Below are 15,746 nucleotides of genomic sequence, written 5' to 3'. Positions count from 1 at the left end.
TTAAGCTCCCTTTTCCGGTTCCATTTCAATGGCGTGACATGGACATTGTTCGTAACAGACCGCGCAGCCGGTGCATAAATCGTAGTCGTAGCGATAGCGTTTGCCCGGACCCAGTTTGATGATGGCTTTTTCCGGGCAGGCGCCGTAACAACCGTCGCATTCGAAGCAGTTGCCGCAGGAAAAACAGCGTTGCGCTTCGAAGGTCGCGTCGGCAGCGCTGAGGCCGGAAACGATCTCGTCGAAACTGGCGTAACGTTGTTCCAGTGGCAGTTGCCCCTGAGCCCTTTTTTCGGCGTCGGTGTTGTACCAGACGTGTAATTGTTCGTAACTGACCGGGTCATGCTTGGGGGCGGGCACATACCGTTCGCCCCGCAGCCAGGCGTTGATGTGGCGGGCGGCTTTCTTGCCGTGGCCGACGGCGACCGTGACGGTGCGCTCGCTCGGTACCATATCGCCCCCGGCGAAAATACCGGTTGCACCGGTCTGCATGCCGGAATCGACAATGACGGTGCCGTCCGATTTAAATTCGACGCCGGGAACATCGCGCAGGAAAGTGGTGTCGGTATCCTGGCCTATCGCCAGAATCAGGGCGTCGGCTTCCAGCGTTTCGTAGCGACCGGTGGGGCGGGCGCGACCGTCGTCGCCGATTTCCATGACTTCGACTTTGAAGGTGGTTTCGTCGATTTCCTTGATCGAGCGCAGCCAATTGATCTTGACGCCTTCTTCGATGGCTTCATCGGCCTCGAAACTGTGTGCCGGCATGTGGTCGCGGTCGCGTCGGTAAATGATCAAGGCTTCTTCGGCGCCCAGCCGTTTCGCGGTGCGGGCAGCGTCCATCGCGGTATTGCCGCCGCCATAAATCGCTACCCGGCGGCCCAGTTTTGGGGGCGTGCCGGTGGCGGTCTGGCGCAAGAAGCTGACCGCGTCCAACATTTTCGGCGCGTCCCGCGCCGGGATATCGATTCGTTTGCTCAAATGCGCGCCGACGGCGACGAACACGGCGTCGAAGTTACCTTCTTTCTTGTCGGCCAGCAGATTGTCGACCTTGCGGTTCAACACGATTTCGACGCCCAGTGATTGGATTCTTTCGATTTCTTGATCCAGCTCCTTTCTCGGCAGGCGGTAGGCCGGTATGCCGAAACGCATCATGCCGCCCGCTATCGGCCCGGCATCGTAAATGACGACGTTATGGCCGAGCCGGGCGAGATGATAGGCGGCCGACAAGCCGCTGGGACCGGCGCCGACGACCAATACGCGCTTGCCGCTGGGTGGTAGGTCAGGCTCGACGCGCCAACCTTCTGCGAGCGCCTTGTCGCCGAGAAAACGCTCGACCGCATGGATGCTGACGGCGCCGTCCAGGGATTCGCGGTTGCAGTTGGACTCGCAGGGATGGTAGCAAACCCTTCCGTGGACCGCCGGCATCGGGTTGTCCCGCATCAATGTCTGCCAGGCCTGGTGGTACTGACCGGCCTGCACCAGCGCTAGCCAGGCCTGTATGTTTTCTCCGGCGGGACAGGCGTTGTTGCAAGGGGGAAGAAAATCTTTATAAACGGGGCGTTGGCTTCTGATCGGCCCCGTTCCATGATCGTGCCGTGATAGGTCCGCCGGGCGGGTAATGTCAGCGGGTTTTTTGATCATCGTGGTTCCTTTAGCTGTTTGCGGGCTCGGAAGGGGGATTTCCAAGCTGACTTGTTAAGGGCTCTCCTGTGTCAAACTATACAAAACTCTTTCTCCCAGTGTAAAGCGCCAAGGGCGGGGAATATTGAGGAGGATCGAAGTTAGTAGTATGAAAGGGCTTACGAAGGCGATGGTTGAATATAGCCCTTTGATATTTAATGGCTTATGGAAAGTTATGATGATTGTTTACTATTTATCAAATAGTTGGATCACAATAGTAAACAGATTGGGTGGATCCGTCATTTTATTATTGTGAAAGCCGCTGTAAACAGGTTTTTCTCGAGCCGTGGATAATTATTCGGCTCGTTGCCAGTGGCCCGATTTGCCGCCTTCTTTTTCCAGCAATTGCACTGACTGTATGACCATGCCGCGATCGACCGCTTTGCACATATCGTAAATGGTCAGTAGAGCCACTTGCGTGGCAGTCAAGGCTTCCATCTCGACACCGGTCTGGCCGGTGGTTTTGACGGTCGTGCGGCAATGAACGCGATTATGTTCGGGTTCCGGCGTCAACTTGATGTCGACATAGGAGAGCGGCAGAGGGTGGCAGAGCGGAATCAAGTCGGCGGTTTTTTTGCTGGCCATGATTCCGGCCAGGCGTGCGGTGCCGAGCACGTCGCCTTTTTTATGTTGACCCGCCATGATTAGATTCAGAGTGGCGGTTTGCATCTCGATATAGCCTTCGCTAACGGCTGTGCGGTGAGTGATTTTTTTATCGCCCACATCGATCATATGAACTTCACCGGCTTGATTAAAATGCGTTAATTGCGACATAGTCAGGTAAAATCGGCATAAATAATTTTGTTATTTTATTATCGAGTGAAGATTAATGTCGATCAAAGTCCGTTATTTTGCCAGCTTGAAGGAATTGTTGCAGCGAGCCGATGATGAAGTTTCTGCCGAAGGTATCAGTTGTGTGCGCGATGTTTGGCAGGCCGCCAACCCTCACCAGACTCTGCCGGAGAATGTATTGGCCGCGGTCAATATGGAATATGTCGAGCTGGACGCGCCGGTCCAGGAAGGAGACATTGTGGCATTTTTCCCGCCGGTGACCGGAGGCTGACGGGTGGCGATCAAGATTTACGCGGAAGCGCTGGACCCTTGGCACGAAATACAAGCCTACCAGGCTGAAATGCCGCAATTGGCCGGCCGGTATGGAGCGACCAGCGTTTTTATCGGCACTATGCGCGATTTCAATGAGGGCGACGAAGTCAAAGGGATGATGTTGGAGCATTATCCCAGCATGACCGAAAAACAATTGGAAAAGATCGTCGAGCAGGCGGGGTCACGCTGGCAGGTATTGGAAACCTTGGTGGTGCATCGCGTGGGCAATATCAGGCCGCAAGATCCTATCGTGTTGGTGGCGGTTTGGGCGTCCCACCGTGGCGATGCTTTCGACGCCTGCCGCTACATCACGGAAGCCTTAAAATCGCGGGCGCCTTTCTGGAAAAAGGAAATGTTGTCATCCGGCGAATCGCGCTGGGTCAACAAAAATACGGATGGTTATCGGAAAAGCTAGGACGACAGAAGGGCCGGTAAATTTTTGACGCCTCTTAGCGCTTTGATTATTCCCGCCGGTAGCAAACAACTAAGCCAATAAATGAAGGCCCGTTTGGAAGGCCGTTGTTTCAGGCTGGCCGCAAATGCTGGGCGCGCCTTGCCCAAATCATATTGAGCGAAGTGCCAATATCCTAAATCCGCATAGGCTTGGGCGACCAGGCGATTGGGATCGATGCCCTGGATAAGCAATTGTTCCGAGGCATGCGATCTGAGCGATTGCATGACGCGGACTAGGTCTTCGAGCAACGGTGCGGTCAACTGGGTGGCGTTATTGCCATGTTGGCGACGTAACATGAGGACCTCGGGGATGCAGGCAATGGCATGGTTGGCCGCGATTTTGGCCCACAATTCCAAATCTTCGCCGAAACGGATCGCCCGATTGAACAGGCCGGACTCTTCGAGTGCCTTTTTTTTAACCAGCACGGTGCCGGTGGGAATGAAGTTTTTGCTGACCAGTTCGGCCAGGGCATTGGGTATTGCGCCTCCCTGCAGTTTCTGAAATTTTTCCAGTAAATGATGTTTGGCCAATACCGATTCGGTAATTAGCCGGTCTTCGCTGTCGATTTCCGCCATGTCGCCGGCGACCAGGACTAATTCGGGATACTTGTGAATCAGGTCCGCTTGTTTTTCGATTTTATCCGGCGTCCATTGGTCATCGGCATCGAGAAAGGCGATCCAGTCGTGGCGAGCGGCCAGGATGCCGGTGTTTCTGGCGGCCGAGGGTCCCTGGTTTGGTTGCTTGATGTAAGTGACCGGTGGCGTGATCTTTTCGACGACCGCTTCGCTATCATCGGTTGAGCCGTCGTCGACAACGATGATTTCCGCTACCGGTACAGTCTGTTTCCGTATGCTTGCCACGGCAGCGGCGATAAAAGCGGCATTATTATAAGTGGGTATGACGGCGCTGATTTTCATGGATGTGATTGAGTTGCTATGCTCGTCTCGATAATTGGCAGATCAGCCAACCGGGAATGATGAGTCCGCTGAAATAACTGAGTTTCGTCAGTTTGGGGTGGCGGTAATACAGCCGGTATAAAAAGGGGCCAATCTTGGCCGGGCCATTGATTCGTCTTAATTTTGGCCAATTTTTATGGTTGAAATGATTCGTCACCGGTTGGTCCGGATAATGCAAAGATTCACCCAGTTCGGCGGAGGATAGGAAGCGTATGTTAGGCAGATGTCGGCACAGACGGGACAATAGCGCATTCAGACCGGTAAGGGATGATTCGAATTGTTCCTCGCTGCGGGTGAAATTGTAGCGGTGGGTGGAAATAGTGATGGGCAATGCCTGGCGATACGCCTGCAAGGCTTCCTGGTAAGCCGTATCTGCGGTGTTTTTGCCATCTACCGGCTCGTACATGACGTTTCTGACCAGATAAACTTGCCCAGTCGCGTTTTTGTCGCCGGTTCGAATCAAGCATTTATCCTGCACATAGCGCCCGGTTTCGGTTCTCCCATTGCAACGGTACCCCGCTGTTTGAATTGAATGAATGGCATGCCGGTTCCATTCCGCTTCGATGGTATCGTTCCACAGATAGCATGGCGCAACGGTGGATAAACTGGGCTGAGAAAATAAGCGTTGAAATGTTTCGGTGGCGGTGCGAATAATCTCTTTCGCTTTAGCCTGATCGACCGCTTTCGTCGGCAACGTACTACCATCGACATAGTGGCCTTGTAGCGGGGAATCGAGCGTTTCCCAGTCCCACCAGTCGGTATCTCGACAGGCTGATTCGACCCTGGGGTCACCTTCGCGGCACAGTCTGGCGAAAGCCTCGCCGTGTAAATGCTCCAAGCCGTGCAGTTGTGGCACAAAGTGATCCTGTTCCATGCCTTCGAGCATGGTCCGGTAGATTTCTGGAAAATCTTTGTCGAGATGTTTTCGGCCGATGCCCGCCGCGCTGCCTATGATCGCTTGAGTGTCCGGCACCGTCAACACCACGTCGGCAGTCAACACCGCCGTGCGATTGACCGAATCACGATGCTCCGACAAAGACCGTAACAGTCGTTGTAAGCGCTTGGCGTGAAAGAGACCTCCCGGTCCCCAGTCATCGCTTTCCAGCAAAACCGGTGTTTCGTAAAAATAAGGTTCTTGCCAGGTTTTGCGAAAGAGCCGCCTCTGCCATAGCACAAGCGCAGTCACTAAAAATAGCCAAATGGCCGGTAGAATGATGAGTAACATATGGGATGGTTAAAGATTTAAGCGATGAGGTTGCTCTATATTTTTAGCATATTTTAGGACGAAACGCCGTTAACTCGGAATTTTCGGTCGTCTTTCCGCAAGAAGTGGAGCAAACAATTAAAACGGGCAGGACTTGCGCTATTTTGCCTCTTGTGTTTTCTCATCACCTATCTCAAGGTATCATGTGCGCAATAATAAGAATGTGTACCAAAGCCAAGCCGCATCTACCGAGTGCGGTTTAAATTTGGCACATATAAATCAATAAATTATGAAGATACTGAGTATTTATTTCAAAAATATCAATTCATTGGACGGAGAAAGTCGAATCGATTTCGATCAGGGACCATTTTCCGATGCCGGCGTTTTCGCCATTACCGGGCCGAATGGTTCGGGTAAAACGACGATTCTCGATGCCATCACCCTGGGTTTGTACGGTGAGACCTACCGTTTCGACAAACCGTCCGAGCATGTGATGACCAAACTGACCATAGAAAGTTTTGCCCAAGTCGAATTCGAGTTGGCCGGGGTCCGCTACCGTTCGCGTTGGCAGGTCAAACGTAAGGACGAGTCGCCGCAAGGCGAAATACTGCCGCCGGAAATGACGCTGATCCAATTGAACGGCGAGGAACAAGTGTTGGAGCAGACTCCTGCACAAGTGCGGAAACATATTGCCGAATTGACCGGCATGGATTTTCATAAATTCACCAAATCGATGGTATTGGCGCAAGGTGATTTCGCCGCTTTTTTAAATGCGCTGGATAGTGAGCGCATGGATATTCTGGAAAAGATCACCGGCGGCGACATCTATCAGGAATATCGTCGGCAAACCGAGCAGAAATACGAACAGTCAAAAACGGAACTGGCCGCAATCGAGCAGGATATCGTGGCGACGCCATTGCTGGATGCCTATGCGGTGGAGGCGGCCCAACACGATCTACAGGATTTTAGCGAGCAGGTCGAGGAACTGAATGCGGAACTTGCCGAGTTGAGCCAGCAATTGAGTTGGGTTAACGGTCTGGCCGAACTGGAACGGCAATTGACGGCGCTCGATGATCGGCGCCAGGCACTAACGAAGGAGGAAGAGCAAAGCCGGAATACCTTGGCGCGTATCGCTGAACTGAAGCCGGCATTGGTGTTTAAGGACGATGTCGACCTGCTGGATAAACAAGCCGGTTCGGTTTCTCAGAGCCAACAGACGTTGGAAAACTTCCGCAACGAAGTCGCCATGTTGCAACGCCAATTAGCCGAAAGGCCGGTCGACCAACAAGCTATCGAGACGGAACGGACGATCGGCGAGCAAAAGCAGGTCGTCGATCAATTGAAGCTGGAAATTGCCGAATTGAAGCAGGAGTTCCCACGGGAAGATGCTTTATTGAGATCGATACGCCAGCAATTGGAAGAGAAAACATCGGCGTTGGCTTTTGTAGACAAGTGGTTGCAAGAGCATGAGGCGGATAAGGTACTGCTGGATAATTTTCCGGAAACCGGCAAACTGAAGAGTCTGCGCAATGAATTGGCGGAGCTGAAAAATAAGCAGAAAACGCACGCCAAATGGACGAAAAACACCACATCGGAGTTGAAGAAAAACAAAGCTGCGATTAAAAATGTCAGCAAGGACATCAAGTTCCTGCAAAAAAAAATTGCGACAGACCAACAAACCATCAAGGACAGGACTCACGGCAAAAGTTTCGAGGAATTGGAGGAACTGAAAGCCGAGCAAGAGGAAAGGCTCAATGATGTGCTGGAATTGTTCGAATTGGCCCAGGTCAACGCCCGAATCACAAAAAAAGGATTATTCAGCATTTTTACCCGTAGCAGACAAGCCATTGAGCTGGAAGAACGGGAATTGGTCGAGCGGCTTAATGCGGTGCAACTGGAAACAGCCAAGGAAGAAAACATCCGTAAAGCGTTGGAAAAGGCGGTGGCGTATGAAGCTTTGCTGAGAAAAATGGAGATTGATCGCGACAAGCTTGAGGAAGGAAAACCGTGTCCGTTATGCGGAGCCTTGAAGCATCCTTATGTGACACGTCCGCCGGTCGTGGGTGATTCAAAAAAGGCATTGGCGGATCAACGCGGCAAGGTGCAAGCCTTGCGTACCCGCTCGGACAGCCTCAAACTCCAAATCAAGGAAGCGCAAAAACAGGAACAAGAGCGTGTCGATAAAGACAATCGCTTGCAGCGGGTACGCTCGCAATGGCGTATTTTGAGCAATCGCCTTAATCTTGCCAGTTCCCGATTAGATATCGATAACTTGTCGCTGATGAAAAAATTGCTCAAGCAGGAAAAACGGCAGTTGGTCGATATCAATCGATTGATCAAGAAATGCACTAAGCTGCATCTGGGCATCGAAAGGGCCGAAGCGGAGATCGAGAAAAACGAAGCCTTGCTGGAACAGTTGAAACAAACCCACGAGCAATTAGATCAGGAATGGGACAATCGGCCGCGCGAGTTGGTGGAAATGGAAAAAGCCTACGAAAAATGCAAGGTCGATGAAAAGGAACTGGCGGAAACCGTCGCAAAACAATTGAGCGCGCTGGACGAATCGTTACCTTCCAGGGGGCAGGAAGACGCCTTGTTCGATCGTCTCAATATGCGGCGAAAGGAATATCAGTCGCGTTTGATGCGGCAAAAAGTCCTGTGTGAGGAAATTGAATCCCTGCAGGAAAAAGTGGACATTTGTCAGGAAGATGTGGACGAGCTGAATCATAAATTGCAACAGCAGTCGACCATGTTGCAAGCCGAGGAAGGGGTCGGACTGCATCTGGCGTTGGTCGAAAAGCAGAAGTTAATCGCCGACAAAGAGCTGTTGTTGGAAACTCAGCAAGAGGAACTGGAGAAAATCAGCGAAGCTTTGCAAGATAAGTTGGCCGATAGCCCATTCGCCACAGTCGATGAATTAAAAGAAGCCCTGGCTCTGATAGCCCGGCAACAAGAGATCGAGCAACAACTGCAGGCGCAATCGACACAATTGGAAACGTTGTCGGGCGACATCGCGCGTTTGGAAAATCGCTTGCAGGAAGAACGCGCGTTGGCCTTGAGCACTATGACGGGTGACGAGCTTCAGCAGCAACATCAGCAACAGCAGGAAAAGCTGAATATTGCCGAGCTGGAAGTTCGCTCTTTGCAGGACAAGCTCAACAAGCAACAAAGCATGCAGGAAAAATTCGCCCGCTTGCAGGAACAACTTCAGGCGAAAAAGGCGGTGCTGGAACAGTGCGAAGCCGATATGCGCTTGATGGCCGATGAAAATGCCGTGCCGTTCCGGCGTAAGGTGCAGCAAGAAATGATCGCCCGCCTGTTGTCGCAAGCCAACCAAATTTTGGAGAAAATCAGCGGACGTTACTATGTCAGGCAGGAGCCTAGCGAACATGGGTTTGCCTTGAGTATTGAAGACACTAAACAAAGCAACAGCCGTCGCCTACCGAAAACGTTATCCGGCGGAGAAAGTTTTGTCGTCAGTTTGGCCTTGGCCTTGGCCTTGGCGGAAAGCGCCAGCAATGGTCACGCGCTGGACTCGCTGTTCCTGGATGAAGGTTTCGGCAATTTGGACGCCGAGTCGCTTTATCTGGTCATGACCGCACTGGAGGGCCTGAAAACGCATGGCAAATTAGTCGGAATCATTTCCCATGTGGAAGGCGTCAAGAAACGCGTGAAAACGCAAATTGAAATGTTCAAGAAACCCAATGGCTTCAGCGGGTTGAAACCGGCGGCCTAGAGGGCGAATGAATTCTAAAACGGTAGGGTACGCGGCGAACCCTACCGCTCACTCGGCCTATCTTTGCATTTGATAGCTGGAATCTTTTGTTTGATAGGGTTGGAGGTCAGGGTCGCCCTTCAGACGGAAAACCTGGCCGTAAGATGTGTCGACATCGAAGTCGTCCCAGACATAAAACGGATAAATGTAAGGTTTTGTAGGCAGCGGCGCGGTGATCAAGTCGGTCAACCCTACCATCATTCTGCCCACCGTATTGAGAATACCTTTGGCGCCACCACCGATAAAACCATAGGCCACGTTGCTTTGATTGGTCGTATTAATGATGTTTTTGGGAATTTCCAATGCGGAGGTGGTCAGATTGGCGAAACCGTTCAATGCCTTGCGCCCTACGGTATCGCCGTAACTTTCCTGTTCGTCCGCCAGTGTTGCGGATGACATCGCCATCAACAGGCAGGCTAGGGCAATGGAAATATATGATCGCTTGTTTTGTTTCATGAGGTATCCTGTAACTGTTCATTGCCGGTTGGGTCCCGAATCAGGAACCCAACTTTTTCACAGCACAGTATAGCAGAGCATTCAGATTTTACTTTTTTAGTGCCTGGGCAAAGGCATTGGCCATCGCATTTTGTGCGGCAGGTTGCGGTTTTGTTTTCTTGGCATGACTATTTCTTGCCTTGTCCGCCTTGCGGACCTCCCCTGTTTCGGTGCTTTTCTTCATCGACAAGGAAATGCGCTGCCTGGCGACGTCGACTTCCAGCACCTTGACCGTGACCATGTCGCCGGTCTTGACTACGTCACGCGGATCCTTGACGAAAGTGTCTGACAAGTGCGAAATATGTACCAGGCCGTCCTGATGCACGCCGATGTCGACGAAGGCGCCGAAGTTGGCGACATTGGTGACAACGCCGTCGAGCCTCATGCCTTCCTGCAAATCAGTGATTTTTTCCACGCCTTCCTTGAACTGCACGCTTTTGAATTCAGGGCGCGGGTCGCGGCCCGGTTTTTCCAGTTCCTGCAAAATGTCGGTCACGGTTGGCAAGCCGAAATGTTCATCAGTGTAATTGGCTGCCTTAAGCCCCCTAAGGAAGCTGCTTTGGCCGATCAGGTCGCGGATCGACTTGCCGGTATCCTCGATGATCGCATTGACGACGGGGTAGGATTCCGGGTGCACGGCCGAGGCATCCAAAGGATTGTCGCCGTTCATGATGCGGAGAAAGCCCGCGGCTTGCTCATAGGCTTTTTCGCCCAGGCGCGGTACTTTCTTCAATTGTTCACGGTTGCTGAATGGGCCATTGGCATCGCGATAGGCGACGATGTTTTCACTGACGCTGGGCGTCAAGCCAGACACCTGTTTCAACAAGGAGACGGAGGCGGTGTTGACATCGACGCCGACGGCATTTACGCAGTCCTCGACCACGCTGTTCAGGCTGCGTGCCAGTTGCACCTGGTTGACGTCGTGCTGATATTGGCCGACACCGATCGATTTGGGGTCGATCTTGACCAGTTCGGCGAGCGGGTCCTGCAGGCGGCGGGCGATCGAGACGGCGCCGCGTAGCGAGACGTCAAGGTCGGGAAATTCCCGGGCGGCCTGTTCCGAGGCGGAATATACCGAGGCTCCCGCCTCCGAGACCATGATTTTGCTGAATTTCAATTCCTTGTGTAGTTTCATCAGGTCGGCGACCAATTGATCGGTTTCGCGCGAACCGGTGCCGTTGCCGATACTGACCAACTCGACCTGATGTTGGGCGATCAGCTTGGCCAAGGTCGCGATCGATTGATCCCATTGGTTTTTCGGTGCATGCGGATAAATCGTGTCGGTCGCCAGCAATTTGCCGGTCGGGTCGACCACGGCGACCTTGACGCCGGTGCGAATGCCGGGGTCCAGGCCTAGCGTCGCTTTCGGTCCGGCCGGGGCGGCCAACAGTAAATCGCGCAGATTGCTGGCGAACACGCGTATCGCTTCCAGTTCGGCCGCTTCCCGCAAACGCAGTTTCAGGTCCAGGTCGATGCGGGTGAACAGCTTGATCTTCCAGGCGAAGCGGGCCGTTTCCGCCAGCCAGGCATCGGCCGGTCGGCCGGTGTCGCCGACATTAATATGGCGCGCGACCAGTTGCGCGCAGCGTTGATGCTCTTCCTGGTCTTCGGCGGCCGGTTTCAAGGTCAAAGACAACAAGTCCTCGTTGCGGCCGCGAAACAGTGCTAGCGCCCGGTGCGACGGGATCTTGTCGATCGCTTCCTGATAATCGAAATAATCCCTAAATTTGGCGGCTTCCGCTTCCTTGTCCTTGACCACGGTGGCATGCAGGATGCCGTTGCTCCAGATGCGTTCGCGCAGTTCTTGCAGCAACTCGGCGTCCTCGGAAATCCGTTCCATGATGATCTGACGGGCGCCGTCGAGGGCGGCGGCGACATCGGCTACCCCCTTGTTCTCATCGATATAGGCTTCGGCAGCCTGTTCCGGAATCAATGATCGGTCTTCCAATAATGCATCGGCCAAGGGCTCCAAGCCGGCTTCGCGAGCGATCTGCGCCTTGGTGCGGCGTTTCGGTTTGTAAGGCAGATACAGGTCCTCCAGCAGAGTCTTGCTGTCGGCGGTCAGGATCGCCCGTTCCAGGTCTTCGGTCAGCTTGCCTTGCGAACGGATACTGTTGAGGATGGTTTCGCGGCGATCGTTTAATTCGCGCAAGTAAATCAGCCGTTCTTGCAATAAGCGCAATTGGGAATCATCCAGTCCGCCGGTCACTTCCTTGCGATAACGGGCGATGAAGGGGACGGTCGAGCCTTCATCGAGTAGGGTTACGGCGGCGTTGACTTGTTTAGTGGAAACGGAAAGTTCTTCGGCGATGCGTTGAATAACGTCCATGGTGTCTGTCGGGTTAGCAAAATAAGGGCATTTTATAACATCCCCCACTGGATTGTTCCGAGATTGTTGCCGTTCAGGAGTTTTCTTTCAACAAAATGGCCAGGTGGAGGCGGTCGGGTACGTTCAGTTTTCGAAAGATCGAGGTCAAGTGGGCCTTGACGGTTCGTTCGGAAATGTTGAGGGAGTGGGCAATTTGTTTGTTGCTTTCCCCGGAACTGATCATGTTGGCGACGTCCATTTCCCGGTTGGAGAGAGTTTTCAGAAGCTCCGCCGATGGGTGTTCATTTTTCGAGGAGTCTTCGCTGGGTTTGCTGGGGATCAACGAGCGGATCACCTTGGGAACCAAATGGCGATGCACCCAGATGTCGCCTTGCAAAATATGATGAATTGCCTTATGCAGCATTTTTTCTGGATCGCTCAAGTCAAAGTAACCGGCTGCCGCATGAAGTATGGCGTCGATCTGTTTTTCCTCGGGCCAGTGCGAGCCGGTCATGAGAAAATAGGCGGGGTGCTCTTGCATAAAGTCGAATACTTGATTGGTATTATCGAGCAAATCGGTATCCACGATGATGACATCGGCCATGCAATTCGATTTCAGTTCCTGGGTTTGATTGACATGATGATCATCGGCGAGAACCTTGGCGTATTTGGCAAATAATTGATGGTTTTTTGAATAGATTAAAATACTCGCCACTGGGTTCACCCTGATAGCTTTGATTTAAATATATTCAAAAAAAATGGTTTTAAAATCATGCTGTTATTTTACCGAAGTATTGCCGGTTAAACTTTTTCGACGAACACATGCCGGTGAAAAAAGTCGCTTAGTACTATGATTAGCCATGTCATTCTAGCAGTGATGATAATTTTTTTACCAGTTTAGTACTTTTGTACAATAGGCAGAAGCATAATCGACTTCTAGTATTAAAACATTTGAAAGCGGTCGTATTAAATTTTTATGATGATCCCCGTATATATTTTTGACAGCGATGACGAAATACGTTCGGCTGCGGCTTTCGAGCTAGCAGCGGCGGTCGTCTGCGATAACGAAATTCAGCTGTTGAATGCAATGGAAGAGGGTGGTGGTGCCATCATTTTGTTGAATTATGCCGTACGCCAGCAGGGAACGGCGCAATTCATCAAGGTGTTGAAAAAAGCCAATTTCGATGCCGAAATCGTCGTGATAGGCCAGTGTCAATCGGACGAGGAACTCATTGATTGCATTATGGCCGGCGCCAATGGTTATCAGAATATCGAGACGCTAGGCCGTTATGTCGAAAAAATGCTGCGCGTGATCGAAACCGGAGAAGCCTGGATATCCAGAAGGATGGTAGCGAGGCTGCTCGAACACTGGCGACAGTCGGCCTAATTATCGTTCTTCACCATCTCTATTTTGCTTCCTCTTACTGTTTTCAAGCCAAGCCATTTGTGCCCTCTTCGCAAGATTTTGTCTGCTCTGGTTGTAAGCTGTCAGCATTAACTGATTGGACGTGCTCTTTACCTGTCGCCGATTCTAGGTGAAGATAGCTATTTTTGCTTACCTTTTCACTATCAATGATACCTCCGCAAGATGCTTGGCGGTTGCTACGGTTCGGCTATCTGCTGAGTCTGATCAGTATTTTTTCCGCACTGATTTATTTGTCTTGGCTACGCGTCGACATTGAAGTCCAGGCCTTGCTGTCGTTGTTTTTTTTAGTTGCGTTATTGGTCATCAGGCAATTAAAAAGGCAAGCCTTTTGGCGGGTTTTGTTTCTGATTCTCAGCGGTTTTTTGGTATTGCGGTATTTCTTTTGGCGCACCCATTACACCTTGGCCTATGAGGATTTTTCCAGTTTTATCGGGGCGGTTGCTTTGTACGGTGCCGAGACCTACGGAATATTGATGTTTTTTTTAAGCGCTTTTACCAATATCAGCCTTCTGCGGCGGAAGCCGGTGGCCTTAACGGCCGACCAAAGCGCGTGGCCCTCGGTCGATGTCATTATTCCTACCTATGACGAAGCGGTTGAATTGGTCAAAATTACCCTGGTAGCGGGCAAAAATATCGACTATCCGAGAGATAAACTGAACATTTATCTGCTCGATGACGGCGGTACCCGGCAGAAGTTGACTGCAGAGGATGAACAAGCGCGTCTTGCGGCGCGTAGCAGAGCCCTGCAATTAAAAAGACTATGCCGTGACTTGGGCGTCCGCTATTTGAGCCGCGAGCGTAATGTCGATGCCAAGGCGGGCAACATGAATGCCGCGCTCGAACAGTTATCGGGCGAATTGATACTGGTGCTCGATGCCGACCACGCGCCGGCGGTGGATATATTAACCAAAACAGTAGGCGCCTTCATCGAAGACGAACGCTTGTTTTTGGTGCAAACGCCACATTTTTTCATCAATCCGGACCCGCTGGAAAAAAACCTCAATCTGTTTTACCGCATGCCGCCGGAAAATTATATGTTTTACCGCTCCATCCAGCGCGGCCTGGATTATTGGCAGTCTTCGTTCTTTTGTGGATCGGCCGCCGTCTTGCGGCGTCAAGCGATCGACGAAGTCGGGGGCTTCAGTGGCGTCACGATTACCGAGGATTCCGAAACCGCCTTGAAACTGCACAGTAGGGGATGGCGCTCGCATTATCTATTTTATCCCTTGATCTCCGGTTTGCAACCGGAAACTTTCGTCAGTTTCATGATACAACGCATGCGCTGGGCCCAGGGCATGGTGCAGAATTTTATTTTGAATAACCCGCTCAGGAAATCCAAGCTCAGAATCTGGCAGCGACTATGTTATTTGTCCAGTATGGCATTTTGGTTTTTTCCATTTGCCAGGTTGATTTTTTTGGTCGCGCCGGGCCTGTATCTATGTTTCGGCCTAAAGATCTATAAGGCCAATGTCCATGAGTTCTTCGCCTATACCGTGCCTTATCTGTTGGCTTTATTATTATCGAGCCATTATCTTTTCAGCAGGGATCGGTGGATTTTTGTTTCGGAGATCTACGAAACCATGCAGTCGTTGTTTTCCATTCGGGCGATCTGGTCGGTATTGAGGAATCCGCGTCGGCCCCATTTTGCCGTGACGCCGAAAATGGAGACTTTGGAGCAGGATTACCTTTCTCCGCTATCCAAGCCGTTTTATTGGGTGACAGGGTTTACGACGTTTGCGGTCGTTTTGGGGGTATGGAAATTCTGGCAATTTCCCGTTGATAGGGGAATGACCGGCATCACACTGTTTTGGGCGGTTTTCAATTTGCTGTTGCTGCTTGCCGCCTTGGGCGTGCTGTACGAACAGAAACAACGGCGGGTAAACCCTAGAATACCGGTCAGGATCAACGCGCATTGGGTGAGCCGATCAGCGGCTGGCGGCGCGAAAAAAATACCGGTCACGATCCAGGATTTGTCGATGGGCGGTAGCAAACTCGTTAGTCGCTATCCGTTACCTGAAACCGGAGGTCATACCAGCCAAATCGACGTTTTCAACGATAAGACGCAAAGTACCGAATCCTATCCGGCTTCTGTCGTTAATGTCTCCGCACTAGGAAATCGATACCTGTATGGTATAAAGTTCGATTATTCCGATTTGCAAGAATATGCTGACATAGTACGATTCGTCCACGGCGACAGTTCCCGTTGGTTGTCGTTACAGGATCAGGCCAATCACGATTCGGGCTTGCTTGAATCGATGCGGGTCATGATCCAGACCGGTATTTATTATGGCTTGTTACATCTGAGGCAGTTGTTTGCCTTTCCAATAAGAATAAGAACTTGAAACTT

General features: G+C 51.8%; 12 protein-coding genes. 5 read left to right on the top strand and 7 right to left on the bottom strand.

Features of this window, described 5'->3' with window-relative positions; all coding sequences use genetic code 11:
- Entirely contained in the window at nucleotides 1–1,638 is a 1,638-nt protein-coding gene (locus EP25_RS0107655) for an NAD(P)-binding protein (RefSeq protein WP_031433332.1), read from the bottom strand.
- Between the two features lie 333 nt (nucleotides 1,639–1,971).
- A complete protein-coding gene (gene moaC, locus EP25_RS0107650) occupies nucleotides 1,972–2,451 on the bottom strand; it encodes a cyclic pyranopterin monophosphate synthase MoaC (RefSeq protein ID WP_031433331.1) in 480 nt (159 codons plus the stop codon).
- Nucleotides 2,452–2,506: 55 nt separating this feature from the next.
- Between moaC and EP25_RS0107645 the strand changes: the two genes are divergently transcribed.
- Together EP25_RS0107645 and EP25_RS0107640 are read left to right on the top strand one after the other, a co-directional pair.
- Nucleotides 2,507–2,740 carry a MoaD/ThiS family protein gene (locus tag EP25_RS0107645; RefSeq protein ID WP_031433330.1) on the top strand — a complete coding sequence of 78 codons (234 nt, stop codon included), beginning with the start codon at nucleotides 2,507–2,509 and terminating at the stop codon, nucleotides 2,738–2,740.
- 3 nt (nucleotides 2,741–2,743) lie between these two features.
- Nucleotides 2,744–3,196, top strand: coding sequence for a molybdenum cofactor biosynthesis protein MoaE (locus tag EP25_RS0107640; protein WP_031433329.1), 453 nt, complete (start codon nucleotides 2,744–2,746; stop codon nucleotides 3,194–3,196).
- Here the strand turns inward: EP25_RS0107640 and EP25_RS0107635 are convergent.
- The gene (locus tag EP25_RS0107635) at nucleotides 3,193–4,152 is read right to left on the bottom strand and encodes a glycosyltransferase family 2 protein (protein ID WP_036300347.1); all 960 of its coding nucleotides are present in this window, start codon (nucleotides 4,150–4,152) and stop codon (nucleotides 3,193–3,195) included. The two genes, EP25_RS0107640 and EP25_RS0107635, sit on opposite strands and share 4 nt — an antisense overlap.
- Before the next feature lie 16 nt (nucleotides 4,153–4,168).
- Entirely contained in the window at nucleotides 4,169–5,416 is a 1,248-nt protein-coding gene (locus EP25_RS0107630) for a hypothetical protein (protein WP_031433327.1), read from the bottom strand.
- A gap of 268 nt (nucleotides 5,417–5,684) precedes the next feature.
- On the opposite strand from EP25_RS0107630, the gene EP25_RS0107625 reads away from it, so the two are divergent.
- Nucleotides 5,685–9,131 carry an AAA family ATPase gene (locus EP25_RS0107625; protein ID WP_031433326.1) on the top strand — a complete coding sequence of 1,149 codons (3,447 nt, stop codon included), beginning with the start codon at nucleotides 5,685–5,687 and terminating at the stop codon, nucleotides 9,129–9,131.
- 57 nt (nucleotides 9,132–9,188) lie between these two features.
- Here the strand turns inward: EP25_RS0107625 and EP25_RS0107620 are convergent, their stop codons facing one another.
- The 3 genes from EP25_RS0107620 to EP25_RS21855 all read right to left on the bottom strand — a co-directional run bounded on the left by EP25_RS0107620 (nucleotide 9,189) and on the right by EP25_RS21855 (nucleotide 12,688).
- Nucleotides 9,189–9,626 carry an exosortase system-associated protein, TIGR04073 family gene (locus tag EP25_RS0107620; protein ID WP_084190984.1) on the bottom strand — a complete coding sequence of 146 codons (438 nt, stop codon included), beginning with the start codon at nucleotides 9,624–9,626 and terminating at the stop codon, nucleotides 9,189–9,191.
- An 88-nt stretch (nucleotides 9,627–9,714) separates the two neighbouring features.
- Complete coding sequence (locus EP25_RS0107615; RefSeq protein ID WP_031433324.1) at nucleotides 9,715–11,994, bottom strand: Tex family protein; 2,280 nt, start codon at nucleotides 11,992–11,994, stop codon at nucleotides 9,715–9,717.
- A gap of 73 nt (nucleotides 11,995–12,067) precedes the next feature.
- Nucleotides 12,068–12,688 carry a response regulator transcription factor gene (locus EP25_RS21855; RefSeq protein ID WP_036300345.1) on the bottom strand — a complete coding sequence of 207 codons (621 nt, stop codon included), beginning with the start codon at nucleotides 12,686–12,688 and terminating at the stop codon, nucleotides 12,068–12,070.
- Nucleotides 12,689–12,952: 264 nt separating this feature from the next.
- Here EP25_RS21855 and EP25_RS0107605 point away from each other — a divergent pair, with 264 nt between their 5' ends.
- Together EP25_RS0107605 and bcsA are read left to right on the top strand one after the other, a co-directional pair.
- On the top strand, nucleotides 12,953–13,360 hold the full coding sequence (locus EP25_RS0107605; RefSeq protein ID WP_031433322.1) for a response regulator transcription factor: 408 nt from the start codon (nucleotides 12,953–12,955) through the stop codon (nucleotides 13,358–13,360).
- A 185-nt stretch (nucleotides 13,361–13,545) separates the two neighbouring features.
- Nucleotides 13,546–15,741, top strand: a complete 2,196-nt coding sequence (gene bcsA, locus EP25_RS0107600; protein WP_051906480.1) for a UDP-forming cellulose synthase catalytic subunit — start codon at nucleotides 13,546–13,548, stop codon at nucleotides 15,739–15,741.
- Nucleotides 15,742–15,746: the final 5 nt, after the last annotated feature.

The sequence above is a fragment of the Methylomarinum vadi genome, assembly GCF_000733935.1.
Classification (GTDB): domain Bacteria; phylum Pseudomonadota; class Gammaproteobacteria; order Methylococcales; family Methylomonadaceae; genus Methylomarinum; species Methylomarinum vadi.
Note: the sequence above shows the minus strand (reverse complement) of the source record. Positions and strands in the feature narration are given on the sequence as shown.

Bases quoted from the DNA above. Each gene is read 5' to 3' on its own strand.
- EP25_RS0107635 (WP_036300347.1), bottom strand. From the start codon at position 4,152: ATGAAAATCAGCGCCGTCATACCCACTTATAATAATGCCGCTTTTATC.
- EP25_RS0107620 (WP_084190984.1), bottom strand. From the start codon at position 9,626: ATGAAACAAAACAAGCGATCATATATTTCCATTGCCCTAGCCTGCCTG.
- EP25_RS0107630 (WP_031433327.1), bottom strand. From the start codon at position 5,416: ATGTTACTCATCATTCTACCGGCCATTTGGCTATTTTTAGTGACTGCG.
- EP25_RS0107655 (WP_031433332.1), bottom strand. From the start codon at position 1,638: ATGATCAAAAAACCCGCTGACATTACCCGCCCGGCGGACCTATCACGG.
- EP25_RS0107645 (WP_031433330.1), top strand. From the start codon at position 2,507: ATGTCGATCAAAGTCCGTTATTTTGCCAGCTTGAAGGAATTGTTGCAG.
- bcsA (WP_051906480.1), top strand. From the start codon at position 13,546: ATGATACCTCCGCAAGATGCTTGGCGGTTGCTACGGTTCGGCTATCTG.
- EP25_RS0107625 (WP_031433326.1), top strand. From the start codon at position 5,685: ATGAAGATACTGAGTATTTATTTCAAAAATATCAATTCATTGGACGGA.
- EP25_RS0107615 (WP_031433324.1), bottom strand. From the start codon at position 11,994: ATGGACGTTATTCAACGCATCGCCGAAGAACTTTCCGTTTCCACTAAA.
- EP25_RS0107605 (WP_031433322.1), top strand. From the start codon at position 12,953: ATGATCCCCGTATATATTTTTGACAGCGATGACGAAATACGTTCGGCT.
- moaC (WP_031433331.1), bottom strand. From the start codon at position 2,451: ATGTCGCAATTAACGCATTTTAATCAAGCCGGTGAAGTTCATATGATC.